15 protein-coding genes are annotated in these 15,715 nt (G+C 59.3%); 13 read left to right on the top strand and 2 right to left on the bottom strand.

Annotation, left to right across the window (positions count from 1 at the left end; genetic code table 11):
* The first annotated feature begins 237 nt into the window (after nt 1–237).
* Entirely contained in the window at nt 238–1,155 is a 918-nt protein-coding gene (locus DKY63_RS09370) for a bifunctional helix-turn-helix transcriptional regulator/GNAT family N-acetyltransferase (protein WP_110963848.1), read from the top strand.
* A gap of 247 nt (nt 1,156–1,402) precedes the next feature.
* On the opposite strand, the gene DKY63_RS09365 is transcribed toward DKY63_RS09370, so the two are convergent.
* A complete protein-coding gene (locus tag DKY63_RS09365) occupies nt 1,403–2,593 on the bottom strand; it encodes an amidohydrolase family protein (RefSeq protein ID WP_110967892.1) in 1,191 nt (396 codons plus the stop codon).
* 233 nt (nt 2,594–2,826) lie between these two features.
* On the opposite strand from DKY63_RS09365, the gene DKY63_RS09360 reads away from it, so the two are divergent.
* The 12 genes from DKY63_RS09360 to DKY63_RS09305 all read left to right on the top strand — a co-directional run bounded on the left by DKY63_RS09360 (nt 2,827) and on the right by DKY63_RS09305 (nt 14,803).
* Complete coding sequence (locus tag DKY63_RS09360) at nt 2,827–3,561, top strand: SDR family NAD(P)-dependent oxidoreductase (protein WP_110963847.1); 735 nt, start codon at nt 2,827–2,829, stop codon at nt 3,559–3,561.
* A gap of 155 nt (nt 3,562–3,716) precedes the next feature.
* On the top strand, nt 3,717–4,238 hold the full coding sequence (locus DKY63_RS09355; protein ID WP_096511927.1) for a MarR family winged helix-turn-helix transcriptional regulator: 522 nt from the start codon (nt 3,717–3,719) through the stop codon (nt 4,236–4,238).
* A gap of 104 nt (nt 4,239–4,342) precedes the next feature.
* Nucleotides 4,343–5,410 (top strand): phosphotransferase family protein, encoded by a 1,068-nt coding sequence (locus DKY63_RS09350; RefSeq protein WP_096511926.1) that lies wholly within the window; start codon nt 4,343–4,345, stop codon nt 5,408–5,410.
* A 33-nt stretch (nt 5,411–5,443) separates the two neighbouring features.
* Nucleotides 5,444–6,742 (top strand): acyl-CoA dehydrogenase family protein, encoded by a 1,299-nt coding sequence (locus DKY63_RS09345; RefSeq protein ID WP_110963846.1) that lies wholly within the window; start codon nt 5,444–5,446, stop codon nt 6,740–6,742.
* A gap of 15 nt (nt 6,743–6,757) precedes the next feature.
* Nucleotides 6,758–7,516 carry an SDR family NAD(P)-dependent oxidoreductase gene (locus DKY63_RS09340; protein WP_096511924.1) on the top strand — a complete coding sequence of 253 codons (759 nt, stop codon included), beginning with the start codon at nt 6,758–6,760 and terminating at the stop codon, nt 7,514–7,516.
* A 53-nt stretch (nt 7,517–7,569) separates the two neighbouring features.
* The gene (locus tag DKY63_RS09335) at nt 7,570–8,343 is read left to right on the top strand and encodes an SDR family NAD(P)-dependent oxidoreductase (RefSeq protein WP_110963845.1); all 774 of its coding nucleotides are present in this window, start codon (nt 7,570–7,572) and stop codon (nt 8,341–8,343) included.
* Between the two features lie 28 nt (nt 8,344–8,371).
* The gene (locus tag DKY63_RS09330) at nt 8,372–9,211 is read left to right on the top strand and encodes an SDR family NAD(P)-dependent oxidoreductase (RefSeq protein ID WP_110963844.1); all 840 of its coding nucleotides are present in this window, start codon (nt 8,372–8,374) and stop codon (nt 9,209–9,211) included.
* Nucleotides 9,208–10,860, top strand: a complete 1,653-nt coding sequence (locus tag DKY63_RS09325) for an AMP-binding protein (RefSeq protein ID WP_110963843.1) — start codon at nt 9,208–9,210, stop codon at nt 10,858–10,860. The genes DKY63_RS09330 and DKY63_RS09325 overlap by 4 nt, the downstream gene beginning before the upstream one ends.
* Before the next feature lie 148 nt (nt 10,861–11,008).
* Nucleotides 11,009–12,346, top strand: coding sequence for an MFS transporter (locus tag DKY63_RS09320; protein ID WP_110963842.1), 1,338 nt, complete (start codon nt 11,009–11,011; stop codon nt 12,344–12,346).
* A 16-nt stretch (nt 12,347–12,362) separates the two neighbouring features.
* Nucleotides 12,363–12,800 carry a PaaI family thioesterase gene (locus DKY63_RS09315; protein ID WP_110963841.1) on the top strand — a complete coding sequence of 146 codons (438 nt, stop codon included), beginning with the start codon at nt 12,363–12,365 and terminating at the stop codon, nt 12,798–12,800.
* A complete protein-coding gene (locus tag DKY63_RS09310; RefSeq protein ID WP_110963840.1) occupies nt 12,727–13,692 on the top strand; it encodes an acyl-CoA thioesterase in 966 nt (321 codons plus the stop codon). The genes DKY63_RS09315 and DKY63_RS09310 overlap by 74 nt, the downstream gene beginning before the upstream one ends.
* Before the next feature lie 61 nt (nt 13,693–13,753).
* Nucleotides 13,754–14,803, top strand: coding sequence for a dihydrodipicolinate reductase (locus DKY63_RS09305; RefSeq protein ID WP_204354315.1), 1,050 nt, complete (start codon nt 13,754–13,756; stop codon nt 14,801–14,803).
* Between the two features lie 51 nt (nt 14,804–14,854).
* Here DKY63_RS09305 and DKY63_RS09300 read toward each other — a convergent pair whose 3' ends face one another.
* On the bottom strand, nt 14,855–15,706 hold the full coding sequence (locus tag DKY63_RS09300) for an alpha/beta fold hydrolase (RefSeq protein ID WP_096515424.1): 852 nt from the start codon (nt 15,704–15,706) through the stop codon (nt 14,855–14,857).
* Nucleotides 15,707–15,715: the final 9 nt, after the last annotated feature.

Raw genomic sequence — 15,715 nt, 5'->3', positions numbered from 1 at the left:
TAATGGGTGATTTCGATTGCTGTAGTCGTTGCGGCAATTTGGTAGCACGGTATGACCGGGTGGATAGGGTTTGATGGGTCGTGGCGGAAGAGGACACAGCCAGAAATCGGCCAAAAGCAGACGGTCAGACCCAATACGTCTTAACCGTAAACTGCCGTTGCACCTGACCATCGCAGGATTGACATGGTTGCCTGAGTCAATAATATAATTGCCAAAAGCAACTATATTGAGGTTTTCATGATCGCAACCATCATGGAGCGTGCTGACACAGTCCGCCGCTTTAACCGTTTCTACACCCGGCAGATCGGCGCACTGCAAGAGCACCTGCTTCAAGCCGAATTTTCCTTGACCGAGGCACGCATCCTTTATGAATTGGGCGCCAGTGCTGGCCTGAAGAGTTCAGACCTCTGCCATATGCTTGGCCTGGATGCTGGCTATCTCAGTCGAGTCATCGGCGGATTCGAGAAAAAAGGATTGATCAGCAGGACTCGCTCGGCAACCGATGCCCGAGCATCTCAAATCCAGCTCACCGATCCAGGTCGTACCGTGCTGGCCTCGCTGGAGCAAGCCGCTCGTGAAGAAGTCGTGGTGATGCTGCAAGGCTTGCCTGAGCCACAGCAAGAGCAATTGATCCAAGCCATGAGACGGATACAGACGCAATTGGGCGACAGGGATCCTTCCTACCTTCTGCGCGATCCACGAGCGGGTGACATGGGCATTGTCGTTCAGCAGCAAGCCCAACTCTATGCCCGCGAATACGGTTGGAATACGGAATTCGAAGCGCTGGTGGCGGAAATCGTCGCCAAATACCTGCGTGAGTTCGATCAGTCTTGCGAACGGTGCTGGATCGCGGAAAAAGATGGCATGGTCATCGGTTCGGTCTTTGTCGTCAGACATGATGAGACGACCGCCAAGCTGCGGATGCTGTATGTGGATGCGAGTGCCAGAGGCATGGGAATCGGCAATCGGTTGCTGGAAGAGAGTCTCCGATTTGCGCGGCACGTGGGCTACAAGAGCATGATCCTCTGGACAACCAGCGTGCTTTGCGATGCCCGAAAGCTATACCAGAAAGCAGGTTTTCAACTGGTCGAAGAAGAACAGGTACACAGCTTCGGAAAAGACCTCGTCAGCCAGACTTGGGCTCGGGACTTGTAGTGCCGTTGACGACACTGGAAGTGTTGGTGTTGCCCACCGACCGCAATGGGTCGATTGCTACCTGTCGTCACCGACAACAATAGGCCGCATTTGCCGATCATGGTGATGAAGCGTGCTGGAAAACACCGATACAACCGGTGGGGCTTCAGATTGCGGCAAAGCTAAAGGGAAAGTCGCCAAGGCTTCCTTTGGTCAATAAAAAAGGCATGAGGGATGCTCATGCCTTTTTTGGTTTCCGCATTCGGTATCAGTCCCGAACACCCTCAAGCAAACCCTTGAGGTTGGTGCTCATGACGCGTTGGGTCTGTGCTTCATCAAGCATGTCGATGTCTTTGAAGAAGTCCCGCGGGTGGGTGAGGCCTTCCGGGTGCGGCCAGTCGCTGCCGAACAGTACGCGTTCGACGCCGATCAAATCGATGAGCTTGTCCACTGGATCTTCATAGAACGGTGAAACGAACACATGACGGCGGAAGGTTTCCACTGGATCGCGTTTGAACGACTTCGGCATCTTCTTGTAGATGTGTGCCAGGCGTCCCAGCAGTGGCTCCAGCCAGGAGGTGCCGTTTTCCAACGACGCCACGCGCACATCAGGGAAGCGATCGAAAACGCCATGGCAGATCAAAGCCGCCAAGGTGTCGGAGATGGCACGACCCATCCAGTCCAGCACTTCGCCGAATGGTTCTTTCTCGAACGGCCTGAATTCACCCTTGCCACCCGCCGTCCACCAGCTATTGATCTTGTCGTAGCCGGAGTCGGAAACGTGCAGCATGACGAAAATCTTCGCTTCGTTGACGCGAGCCCAGAAGGGGTCGAACTCGGTGAAGCCCATCGACCGGCCACCGGTCAAACCTGCCACGGGTGCCGGACGAACGCCGACTACCCGTGCCCCGGCAGCAAGGACGAATTCCAGTTCCTGTACGGCTTTATCGACATCGATGAGGTTGATCATCGGTACCGGAAACAGGCGGTTCTCACGGGCAAAACCGCATTCCTCGGCCAACCATTGGTTGGACGAATGGAACAGGGCGGCAATGGCGTCCGGTTTGTGTGACAGGCGTTCTTCAATGACCGAACCGAGTGTCGGAATAAACAAGCCGGCATGAATACCCTGCTCATCCATGACCTTCAGATGCGCTTCACCGTTGAAGAAGGCGGGATGGGAAGGTACTGGGTCGCCACCGAACTCACGCAGTGACAGACCTTCCGGGTTTTCACCGCGATACCACATTTCATGGGAGCCGGGTGCGGCGACCACATCGAAAGTAGGGTTAGGGATGTAGTCGCTCAATACGCCGCCAACCGCCAGTTTGGTGCGGCCATTGATCTGCACGTACTGGAACTCTTTGCGGAACTGCTTGGGCAGATGGCGCAGGAATGCTTCCGGTGGCTCGTAAAAATGACGGTCTACGTCGTAGATCGGGTAGTTGACGGTTGGCATGCTGACCTCGGGTTGCAGGCGTGTTGTTTTGGTAAAGATGACCATATGTCAGTTATTTTTCTGCGTCAAGCTTCCTCTTAAAAAGCACCATTATCTAGGTTAATCCTAGTGTTTTGCTGGGTTTTCATGGTGTCGTTCAAATGCTGTGGATGTAGCGCTATAAACTGACTCTATGTCATCTTGTTGTTGTCGGGTGTCAGAGGGATGCCCAAGGGACTTGAGTAGGAGCGGTTATGGCGACTGATTTGCACAATAAAACGGCCCTGGTAGTCGGCGGTACAAGTGGTATTGGCCTTGCGACTGTTCGCAGACTGCTGGAGGCTGGATGTACGGTTAAGGCGACCGGTGTGTCTCTGGCGGAGGTCCAGTCCTGCCAGGATGACAGCGGGCTGGCCGCTGTCGATTTCGCCGTGCTCGATGTCGCCGACTCCGCTGCTGTCACAGCGTATTTTTCCGGGCTTTCCCGGCTCGACATTCTGATCAACTCCGCAGGCATCGGCCGCGGTGCCAGTGAGTTCACCGAAGAAGGTTTCCTGCGTACTCTGGAGATCAACCTGTTCGGCACCATGCGTTGCTGTTACGCCGCACGGGATCTGCTGGCGGCCAGCGCCGGTTGCATCGTCAATCTGGGGTCAGTGATGAGCTCCTTCGGTAGTCCGACAGCACCTGCCTATGCCTCGAGCAAAGGCGGTGTCGTGCAGTTGAGCAAGAGCCTGGCTGTGGCGTGGGGCAAGGAAGGCATTCGCGTCAATGCGGTAGCGCCAGGCTGGACCGACACGCCGATGACCCGTGGCATGTCGGCTGATGTCGAGCGAAATACCCGGGTGCTGGGGCGCACACCCTTGGGGCGCTGGGGGCAACCGGAGGAAATTGCGCAGGGCATTGTGTTCCTCTGTTCTCCGGCTGCCTCGTTCATTACCGGGGCACTCTTGCCGATTGATGGGGGCTATACGGCCTGCGGAGTCTGAGTGTTCAACACGATTTACCCAGGGGGAGCTTGCTCCCCCTTGTTGTGTCTGTAGAGTCGTGCGCTGACGATGAGGCTCATACACGGTGTTGTATTTGACTAAATCAGATAAAATAAAACGACAGCATGTTGTCAGTTTGGAAGTGAGGTGTCAGTATGGCTAGCAAGAAAGCCGAGGAAAGGCCTGCGCCGACCTTCGATCATTCGGTTCATAGCGAGGTCGGTGGTCGTCTCGGAGAATTGGTGGATGAGGTCTTGCGTCTGCATGGCCGGGTCATGAGCGTCAAGCGTCCATCAGTATTGGGCGGCCCTGGCCAGACCTTCGTGTTGGCCTCGGTGGTGTTGGCGGTCGAGCCACCCACCGTTGCACGGATTGCCCGCAGTCTGGGTTACACGCGTCAAGCCATTCAGCGATTGGCTGACGTGCTGGCCGCAGAAGGGTATGTGAGCTACGAGGAAAACCCGCATCACAAAACGTCCAAGCAGTTGGTTGCCACCCCACTGGGTCGTCAGGTGTATGCACAGGTGAACCAGGAAAGTGCCGAGTGGACCGAGCGTATTTCCCAGGGCCTGGATGTGGCGGCTCTGGATCAGACGCTGGAAGTGTTGAGACAAGTGCGCCGAAACCTTGAGCAGGACAAGAACGCCGCTGCGCAAGGAGTGACCGAACAACAATAACGATGGGGAAAGCGGATGATGGAGACTTCGTTACGCATGCAGGGCCGATATGATCGGCGCTTGCCAGGGGCTGAACCGAACCGCAGCGGGGGAGGTCGCCTCGTATGAAGCCGACACTTCCCGATTTCGACGGTTTGCTCGATTGGTCCGTGTTGCAGCCGTGGCTTGACGACGCAGGCCTGCCCGGCGACGGCCCGATCACCGAAGTCCGCCAGCTGACCGGCGGCTCGCAGAACAATCTGTTCATGCTCAACCGCGGCACCCGGCAAATGGTGCTGCGCCGTCCACCTCGACATCTGCGTGCCAACAGCAATGAAACCATGTTGCGAGAAGCCCGGGTGCTCAAGGCGCTGGCGGGCAGCGACGTCCCTCATCCGGCGCTCTTGGCTGTCTGTACCGACAGCTCGATGATGGGCGTGAACTTCTTCCTCATGGAGCCGCTTGAAGGCTTCTCTCCGGCCGGTCAATTGCAAGGCCGCTATGCCACCGATGCGAGTTGGCGCTACCAGATGGGTGAAGCCTTCGTTCGTGCGGCGGCGTCGCTGAGTCAGGTGGACTATCAGCAGGCCGGGCTCGCGGACTTCGGCCGTCCCGAGAACTGGCATGGTCGCCAAGTCGATCGCTGGCGCTCGCAGCTCGATGGTTATCGCGATACCCCCGGCTATCAGCAAAGTGGCTTGCCCAGCGTCGATGAAGTGGGTCGCTGGCTCGCGGACAACGTCCCGCAAGATGGCCGCATCGGCATCATCCATGGCGACTATCAGTGGCCCAACGTGATGTTTTCTCTAGAGTCACCGCGCATCAGCGGCCTGATCGACTGGGAGCTGTCGACCCTTGGCGACCCGCTGCTGGATCTTGCCTGGGTGTTGACATCCTGGCGTGAACCGGGCGACCCACAGATTCCGGGCGCTGGCAGCAAGCCGGTGGTTGAGCCTTGGGATGGGTTCATGTCCCGCAGTGAACTGATTGCACTGTATGGCGAACTGACCGGTCGCGATCTGTCCAGCCTGGCGTGGTTCTTCGTGTTGGCCTGCTACAAGCTCGCCTGCCTGCTCGAAGGCACCTACGCGCGCTCCCTGGTCGGCAAGGCGCCGAAGGAAATGGGCGACTACCTGCACAACTACGCCACCTGGCTGATGGCCAAGGCTCGCCAACTCATCTCTGCCGCCTGAGCGGTCCATTAAAACGCTGTCTGGGGAAATACCATGTGGGATTTTTCGACCGACCCTGAGTTCCAAAAAAAGCTGGATTGGATCGACCGTTTTCTGGTCGAGGAAGTGGAACCGCTGGACGTGCTGTTTCCATCGGTGAGTGTGGTTTACAACACTCGCCACGAAGCCTCACGGGCCATTCTCAAACCGCTGCAGGACGAGGTCAAACGCCAGAAACTTTGGGCCTGTCACCTCGGTGAGGAGCTGGGTGGAGAAGGCTACGGCCAGGTCGCTCTGGCCTTGATGAACGAGCGTCTGGGGCGCTCCTTGTGGGCGCCAACCGTGTTCGGCACCGCCGCACCGGACACCGGCAACGCTGAAATTCTTGCCATGTTCGGCACCCCGCAGCAAAAGGAACGCTACCTGCAGCCGCTGCTCGATGGCGATATCGTTTCCTGCTTTTCCATGACCGAGCCGCAGGGTGGTGCAGACCCACGGGTGTTCACCACCACGGCTGTGCGTGAGGGTGGCCATTGGGTCATCAACGGTGAGAAATGGTTCTCCTCCAACGCACGATATGCCGAATTCGTGTTGGTGCTGGCAGTGACCGACCCCGAGGCCCCTATCCAGAAGCGCATGTCGATGTTCATCGTGCCTCGGGAGACCGAAGGCCTGGAGATCATCCGCAATGCGCCTTACATGGGCGAGCGCCTGGAAATGGATGAGGCGACTGAGGGCTATCTGCATTACAACAACGTGCGCGTACCGCTCGATCACATGCTGGGCGAGCAGGGCGGTGGCTTTGCGGTGGCGCAGGCGCGCCTCGGTGGTGGTCGGGTGCATCACGCCATGCGGATCGTCGGGCAGTGCCAGCGGGCCTTGGACATGATGTGTGAACGGGCGCTCAGTCGGCGTACCCAAGGCACGCTGCTGGCCGATATGGGGACCGTGCAGACGATGATTGCCGACAGCCAGATCGAGCTTGAGCAATTTCGCCTGCTGGTCATGAAGACCGCCTGGATCATCGATCGCAGCCATGGCGATCCGCGCCAGGCTCGCGCTCACATCGCCATGGTCAAGGTCGGTATGGCCAAGATCTATCACGACATCGTTCAGCGAGCGCTGCACCTTCACGGCTCCCTGGGCGCGACCTACGAAACACCCTTGGCCTACATGTGGATGAATGTGCCGACATTCGGCCTGGCTGACGGCCCCACCGAGGTCCACCGGGTGACCGTGGCCCGTGAGCTGCTGCGTCGCTACAAACCCGCTGAAGGCATGTTCCCCAGCGAACACCTGCCGCCGAAGATCGCGGCAGCGCGGGCCCGCTACGCGCACATCCTGAACAATTAAGACGGTGAATTTGCAATGACCGATTCAACTAACCACGAGTCGTTGTTCGACCTGACCGGCAAAGTCGTGCTGGTCACGGGCGGTAGCCGAGGCCTGGGTTACCAGATGGTTTTGGCGTTCGCCAGGGCGGGTGCCGATGTGATCATTGCCAGTCGCAAGCTCGATGCCTGCGAGGCCGTTGCCGAGCAAGTGCGGGCGCTGGGCCGGCGCGCGCTGGCGGTGGCCTGTCACGTTGGCAAATGGCAGGAAGTCGAGCGCCTGGTCGACGTCGCCTATGCCGAATTCGGTTACCTCGACGTGTTGGTCAACAATGCCGGCATGTCGCCGGCCGTGCCTTCACATGAGGTCACCGAGGAGCTGTTTGACAAGGTCGTCAGCCTGAACTTCAAGGGACCCTTTCGCCTCGGTGCATTGGTTGCCCAGCGTATGGCCGCAGGCAAGGGCGGTTCGATCATTAATGTCAGCAGCACCGGTGGCCTGCGTCCATCACCACAGATCGTGCCGTATGCGGGGGCCAAGGCTGCGTTGAACGCCATGACCGTAGGGCTGGCGCAGGAATATGGTCCCAAGGTACGGGTCAACACCATTTCGGCGGGACCGTTCCTCACTGACATTTCCAAGGCCTGGACTGAAGAGATGCGCGAAACCTGCGCCAATGCCCTTGGCCGACCAGGCAAACCGGAAGAAATCATCACCACGGCGCTTTACCTGGCAAGCCCTTACTCCAGTTATACGACCGGCTCTTTGATCAAGGTGGACGGCGGGCTGCCCTAGGCGGTCCGCTTGCAACTGCGCATAACACCTGAATAACAACAAGAGGCAGGAACATGCAGCTCCAAGGTAAGAAAATTATCGTCACGGGCGGCGCGCGTGGCATTGGTGCCAGCGTCGTGCGCGCTTATGCCGCCCAGGGTGCAAAGGTCGCGTCCCTGGATGTACTGGACGCCGAAGGCGAGCAAGCCGCCGCTCAGGTCAATGAGCAATTCCCGGGTGCCGTCACCTTTTATCACTGCGACATCGCCAACCGCGGCGAGGTCGCCGCGGTATTCGAGGCTGCCGTTGGCCTCATGGGCGGGCTCGATGCCATGGCCAACATCGCCGGTGTCGAACGCACTGCACCGGCCGAGGATATCGGCCAGAAGCATTGGGACCTGATCTTTGACGTCAATGTGCGCGGCACCCTCCACACCAACCAGGCGGCCTTCGAGCATATGCGCGAGCGTGGCGGGCGCATCATCAACTTTGGTTCGGCCGCCGGCCTGACCGGCATGCCTGGGGCGGCTCACTATGCGGCCTCCAAGGGCGCAGTACTTGCCTGGACGCGCACAGTGGCGCAGGAGTGGGCGCGTTACGGGATCACGGTCAATGCGGTGGCGCCGATGATCTGGACGCCGATGTACGACGCCCATCGCGCCAAGATGACGCCCGGAGAACTGACTGCCCATGATCGGCATCTGGCGTCGATCATTCCGCTGGGCGGCAAGCTGGGTAATGCAGATCGCGATCTGGCACCTGTCATGGTTTTTCTCGCCGGTGACGGCGCTCGGTTCATCACCGGGCAAACCCTGAGTGTGGACGGCGGAACGGTGCCCGTACGCTGAGACCTGGCTCGAATAGGGAGTGAGCTTCATGTTGGAACTTGCTAACAGAAGGGCCGTAGTGACGGGCGCTGCCAGTGGCCTGGGCTTGGCCATGGCGCGGTTGTTTGTGGCCGAAGGCATGCATGTGGTACTCGCGGATTTACCGGGAGAGAGACTCGAGGCAGCCGTGCAAAGCTTCGATGCAGGGCAGGTAACGGCAGTGCCCACCGATGTCAGCGACCCGGGTTCGATGGCTGAGCTGGCTGAGCGGGTCAGGGCAGAAGGTGGCGTTGATCTGCTGTGCAATAACGCAGGAATAACCGGGGACTTGCCTCGCTGCAGTTGGGAGCATGACCTGGCGAACTGGCGGCGGGTACTGGACGTCAATCTGCTTGGGGTGGTCAACGGCTTGCACAGTTTTGTGCCGATGATGCTCGAGCAGGGCAGGGAGGGGCATATCGTCAACACCGCTTCCATGGGGGGCTTGATGGCCTTGCCTTTCATCAGCCCTTACGCCGCAGCCAAGGCGGCACTTGTCGCACTCTCGGAATCCCTGGATCTGGAACTCAAGAGTCTGGGTGCTGATATCGCCGTTTCAGTGCTGTGCCCAGGGCTGGTGCCCACGGGTTTGACCGGGCCAGGCGGTGACCATGTCGAATCCCGGGCCGCGCCTCCCGGCGCAGCAGCGAAAGCCTTTCATGAGCACGCGCAAAAAGCCTTGCACAGCGCATCGGTGACGGCCGACCAGGTGGCAATCCAGTTGTTGATCGCCATTCATGAAAAACGCTTTTACGTGCTGACCCACGAAAACTCTCTCGAACTTGCCGGCCAGCGCTGGAAGCGGCTGACACGCGATTGCTCACCCCATTACCGGAGCTCACAAGCATGACCCTTTTGCCTTCAATCCAGAATCCGCAAGCACTGCCAGGGTGGTCTGCGGGCGAGTCCGATACGGTCAACGATGTGGTCCGTCGTGCAGCCCGCGAATTCGGAGATAAACCGTTCCTTGATGTTCTGGGGCAGGTGCTGACCTTCAACGACATCCAGCGTGAGGCCTGTCGTCTCGCCAATGGCCTGGCTACGCTGGGTGTGGTCAAGGGCCAGACGGTCGTGACGATTCTCGACAACAACTGCGATGCGGTGTTGATGTGGTTCGCCCTGAACAAACTGGGTGCCATCAGCGTGCCGGTGAACACTGCGTTCAAAGGTGAATTTCTTCGTCATCAGATTGCCGACGCCAATGCAGCGGTGGTCATCGCCGAAACCGTTTATGCCGAACGTGTTGGCCTGATTGCCGATCAGTTGCCGGACTTGCGCGTCCTTGTCCATCGCGGTGAAGCGCCCGCTGAATGCCTTGGCGACAAGCAGATCGTCGCCCTGGAAAGTCTGCGCAGCGACGATACCCATGATCCTGACGTCAAGGTCGCACCGGGCGATCTGACCATGCTGATCTACACCGGCGGTACCACCGGGCCGTCCAAGGGCTGCATGATCAGCCACAACTACGCCTGTAACGAAGCGCGGCAGATGATCATCTGCCTGGGTCGCACGCAAGAGTCGATTACCTGGACGCCGCTACCGCTGTTTCACCTCAATGCCACGGTGACCACGGTGTTGTGCAACTTGATGATTGGCGCGCGCGCGGTGGTCTATCCACGTTTCTCGGTGTCGGGTTTCTGGCCGGATATCGAGCGCAGCGGCGCCAATGAGGCGAACCTGCTGGCTTCAATGGTTCCGCTGCTGGCGGGTGCGCCTGACAACGACGCGATGAAGCGTTGCTACGGGCAACTGGACAAGGTCTACGGCGCGCCATTTCCACCTGAGTTGCAGCAACGCTGGCGTGAGCGCTTCGGCGTTCGGCACGCCGTAGGTGGGGCAGGTTTTGGCCTGACCGAGTGCGCCATCGTGACCATGCTGCCGTTCGGTGATCCTTACAAGCCCAACTGTGCCGGCAAGCGTTGCGACTCCTTCGATATTCGCGTGGTCGATGACAACGATGTCGAGTTGCCCTATGGCACCCCGGGCGAGCTGATTGTGCGTCCACTCAAGCCACACGTGATGTTCGAGGGCTATTGGAATCGTCCTGCCGACACACTCAAAGTCATGCGCAACATGTGGTTCCACACGGGCGACATCGGCATGATCGACGAAGAAGGCTTCTTCTTTTTCCTCGACCGCAAGAAGGATTACATGCGCCGTGGCGGGGAAAACATCTCCAGTTATGAGATGGAAAAAACCTTCGCGGCGCATCCGCAGATCGAGGATGTCGCGGTCCATGCCGTGTTTTCCGAGTTGTCCGAGGATGAAGTCAAGGTCACCGCGGTACTGCGTCCCGGCAGTAGCGTGACGGAGGAGGAGCTGTGTCGCTGGGCCATCGACCGCGTGCCCTACTATGCGGTGCCGCGCTACATCGAGTTTCGCACTGAAGTGCCGCGCAGCCCGGTCGGGCGGATTCTGAAGTATGAGTTGCGCGATGAAGGGGTAACGGCTGCGACCTGGGATCGGGTCAAGGCCAACGTGACATTTGACAAGCGTTGAAGGCAAGGTGATGATCAGTAAAAATAACAATAAGTCAGTTATTGGGCTCTAAAGGTTGAAATGGGCAGCGCGATATTCGCTGAATGTCTCTCGATCTTTGAGCTCTTGCTAGCTGAAAAACTGAAAAAAAAGCTGATGGAGTGTCTGCATGTCTCGCTCATCTGAAAAGCCTGGAACGTCCCTGGCCATCAATTTTGCCGAGTTTCGCTTGGGGTGGAGGGTGCTCATCCTCGCCCTGATCGGCATTGGCACTTCCGTCAGCGTCGCGCCGCTGTATGCCTTCGGTTCCATGATCGTGCCCTTGCAGGAAGCCTTTGGCTGGACTCGGGGCGAGATACAGCCGGCCATTTCCTTTTTGTTCGCAAGCTCGGTGATCTCCATCCAGATCACAGGCTGGTTGTTCAAACGCTACGGCATTCGTCCGGTGACCTTGTGTTCGCTGGTGGCCTTGGCACTGGGCTATGCGTTGATGACCTTCAACACTGGCTCCATCTGGCAGCTGTACGGCGGTTACGCGCTGTTAGCATTTGCCGGGCTTGGGACCATGCAGGTGACCTGGACGCAGTTGGTTAACCTGTGGTTTGACCTTAACCGGGGCCTGGCCCTGGCAATCATTCTCTCCGGTACCGGGCTCGCGGCATTGGTACTGCCGCCGGTGTTGAGCTGGGCGATCGGGCAATGGGGCTGGCGCGCGGGCTATTGGGTGCTGGGTCTGTTGCCGTTGTTGGTGACGTTGCCGCTGTCGCTGTGCTGGCTGTCCACCGCGGCGCCGCTGATCAAGCAAATGGCCGTGGCTGTCGGCGCTGATGTCGAAGCGGTCAAGTTGCCGGGCATGGAGTTGCGTCAAGCCGCGCGGTCACGGCGCTTCTGGGTCTGTAACTTTGCGCTGCTGCTGGCGGTGACGGCGATGATCGGCATGGTGATCAATACCGTGCCCATGCTGCGCGACAAAGGGCTTTCGGCGGCGGATGCGGCCAGTGTGTTCAGCATTTATGGCGTTTCCCTGGTACTCGGCCGGGTCGTGGTCGGTTACTTGATCGATCGGTTATGGGCACCGGGCGTGGCCTTCGTGGTGTTGCTGACCCCGGCCTTTGGTTGCCTGATTTTCATGACCCAGAGCGACATGCACATTCTGATGCTCGGCTCGATTCTGGTGGGGCTCGGTGCCGGTGCGGAAATGGACATCGCGGCTTTCCTGATGGCGCGTTATTTCGGCATGCGCGACTACGCCAGGGTCTACAGCCTGCACATGGGCGTCATTGGCCTGGGCAGCACCCTCGCACCCTTTGGCTTTGCAATTCTGTTTTCCCGCACCGGCACCTACGACTCGATGCTGACCTATTGCGTCCTGGCTTTCCCGCTGTGTTCGGTGCTGTTGCTGACGCTGGGTCGCTATCCGCGCTTCGACGGCATGGCGACGCCTGAGCGTTCACCTGCAGGCGAGCCATTGGCCATGGGCCAACCCGTTTCTCGAACCTCGCTTTGAAGCACAGGATAAACCTATGGCAGACGGTGCAGCTTTCCTGGCCAATCTCATGGCGGACCAGGGTATTGATCCCTTGATGCAGCACCTGGAAATTCTCGGGGCGCCGCAGATGTACGAGGAGGGCGCGCGACTTCAGGTCCGGCTCAAGGGTTTCCACATGAACGGCGGTGGCAGCGCTCACGGTGGGCTGATCATGACCCTGATGGATGTTGTCATGGCCTGCAGCACCTTCGCTTCCGGGCGCGACCAGCATTGCGTCACCGTGGAGATGAAGAGCAGCTTCATGCGCCCCGGCGGGGTGGCGGGTGACATTCTGAATGCGCAGGGTTTCCTGCGATCGAGCAGCCGCTCACTGGCGTTCTGCGACGCTGAGGTGCGCAATGAAGCGGGTGAGTTGCTCGCCACCGCCTCCGGTACGTTCAAATACATCAAGCGTCCGGTTTCCATTCTCTGACAACCTGCCGGGAAATCCGATGAACCTGTCTGATGTTGCGCAAGCCCGGCTCTGGAATCAGCAGGTATTGGCGGACCTGCTGTGTCTCACTGAACAAGGTCCACTGGTTTTTACCGGTGACGTTCACGATGCCAACCTCAATGGCCGCGTTTTTGGTGGGCAACTGTTGGCGCAGGCGTTTCTGGCGGCCCGGCACTGTTGCCCGGACAAGCAGCCAGCGATGCTGCATTGCCTGTTTTTGCAAGGTGCGCTGCCGACGCTGCCGATTACCTATCAGGTGACGCCGCTGCAGGAGGGCAAACGCTTTGCCAGCTTTCATGTCAGTGGGATGCAACAGACGCGGCGTGTGATCGATGCTCAGGTCAGCTTTCAGGTTCCCATTGAAGGCTTCTTTCATGTCCAAGCGCCGCCGCAAGTACCAGACCCTGAAGAACTGCCCATGATGACTCAGTTGCGTCACGGCGGCCGGGCGGACTGGGGACGGTTTGAAAAAAGCTGCGCGCAATTGCGCATCGTCGAACCGCAGCGCTACCTGTGCCAGCCTTCCAGTGAGCCGAACCTGGTCTTTTGGGTAAAGCTGCACGAACGCTTGCCCGAAGATGACGCAATGCAGGCGGCTGGCCTGGCCTATCTCAGTGATTTTTGGGTCAACAGCGCGGCGATTTTGCACCATGTCGCCCTGATCGAGGCGCGCGACCGTCTGTTTATCGCCAGCCTCAACCATTCCCTCTGGTTTCATCGTCCTTGCCGCGCCGATCAGTGGCTGCTGTTCGTCTGTGACAGCCCCAGCCTGCGATCGGGGCGTGCCTTGTCCAATGTGCGGATCTATGACCAGCAGCGACAATTACTGGCATCGATTGCACAGGATTGCCTGATGGGCGAGCGCGATTGAGTCAGGTTGTTCACCCCCTTTGCCATGTCACTTGCGCCTGAGGGCTCTGGAGCGTATCGCGGTGAAAAAACTTCGGGTTATCGTCTGTTATACCGGCGGCGTCGGCCGTCAAATCATCCGCCTTCTCAAGGGGCATCCCGGGATGGAGCTTGCCGGTGTGCTCGTCCATGACGAAAAGAAGGAGGGCGTCGATGCAGGTCTTCTGAGCGGCATCGGGGCCATGGGCATTACGGCGACATGCAATCTGGAAAAGCTGCTCGCCGTGCCGGCCGATTGCGCGTTATGGCACGGTAAATCGTGGAGCCCCGATATTGTGGAGCGTTTCCTGCGCCGCGGTATCAATGTGTATTCCGGTATTGGCGGATGGTACCTGCAGGGAGAACCGGAACTGGCGGCACTGGAAGACGCTTGCCAGGCGGGTAACACCACGCTGGTTGCCGGGGGCAATATCCCCGGTTTGATCAGTGATGTGTTGCCCTTGTTCGTTTCCGGCTACGCCGGCCGGGTCACGTTGATCCGGGCCTGGCAGCGTGGCTACAACGCCCACTATCCGTCCGCCGTGCAATTGAGTCAGGGTTGCGGATTCGGCATTCCCGTGCAGCAGCAAACGAGCGGCGCCATGGTGGACAACCTATGGCTGTGGGGCATGCGTCAATCCGCTCGCATGGTGGCCGACGGCCTGGGGCTGGTATTGGATGATGTGAAAATCACCAACAAGGAATACGCGCTGGCCCCGGAGGACATGGTGCTCCAGGCCAGTGGACTGCACATCGCTGCTGGAACCCCGGCCGGGGTGAGATGGACCTTCACCGCCTATTGCGACGGTCGTCCTTTCCTTGAGATCGTGAACGAGCAGGTTGCCCGTCTGGCGCTCGGCCCGGGCTGGCGGCAGCGGGCGGACGAACCCAACTGGCGGGTTGAGATTGAGGGGTTACCCCGCATCTGCTGTGAGCTCTCGGCTCAGGCGGGTGAAGATGGGACGGACCACGCTGCAGCGCTGAACGCCGCGCGGGCGGTCAACTTTGTGCCGGGGGTCGTGGCAGCGGCACCCGGCTGTCGCTCCATCCTCGATCTGCCGGCGCCACACGCCACGCACTTTGCGTTTCGCTGATCAAAAAAAAGGGCCCGCGACGGCCCTTGAAGTGATGCGCGCTGCCCTCTTCTAGTGTGCCGGGTAGTGGCGTTGGAGGAACTCGATAATGGCGGCATTGAACAGGTCGTTCTTGTCGCCAGCCACCATATGACCTGCGCCTTCCACGTCGACGAAAGTCATATGAGGAATCATCGCCTGCAATTCTTGTGCGCCCTGAGGGCTGACCACATCGCTTTGTTGTCCGCGCACCAGCAGGGTTGGAATATTGATTTTGCCAGCGGCGTCCTGCATCCGTTGGGCTATGCGGGCAACCTTCTGACGATGATCTCCGGCCATGAAACGCGGGTCCCAGTGCCAGTACCAACGCCCGTCATCACGCAGTCGGAGATTCTTCTCCAGCCCGCGGGTATCGCTCGTTTGCTTGCGATGAGGATTGTAGGCACTGACGACCTGAGCCGCCTCTGCCAGCGAGCCGAATCCATCGGCATTACCGGTCATGAACTGGAAGATATGTTCGATTCCTTCAAGTTCCAGGCGCGGGGTGACATCGACCAGAATCAGGCACGAGGCCAGCCTCGGGTCCGATGCACAGGCGAGCAATGAGTTGACCCCGCCCATCGACGCACCCACCAGCGCAGGCGCCGCTCCCAAGGTGTCGATGACCGAAAGCAGATCCTCGACTTGGGATTGCGGGCCGTAGTCGCCGTTTTCGATCCAGTCCGATTGCCCGTGTCCTCTGGCATCCAGGGAGATTACCCGGTACCCCGCGCTGGCCAGTGTCCGATGTGCCCGTGACCAGGAGTGGCGGGTCTGGCCACCACCGTGCAACAGCAAGATCGGTGGGCCGTCCTCCGGTCCGGAAACATCAGCGGCCAGGCGATTGCCGGCACCGCCGGTGAACCAGACAGGTGTAGGTTGCATGGCAAACTC

It is taken from the genome of Pseudomonas putida (genome assembly GCF_003228315.1).
Lineage (GTDB): Bacteria > Pseudomonadota > Gammaproteobacteria > Pseudomonadales > Pseudomonadaceae > Aquipseudomonas > Aquipseudomonas putida_S.
The sequence above is the reverse complement of the archived record's forward strand: the minus strand, read 5'-3'. Positions and strand labels throughout refer to the sequence as shown.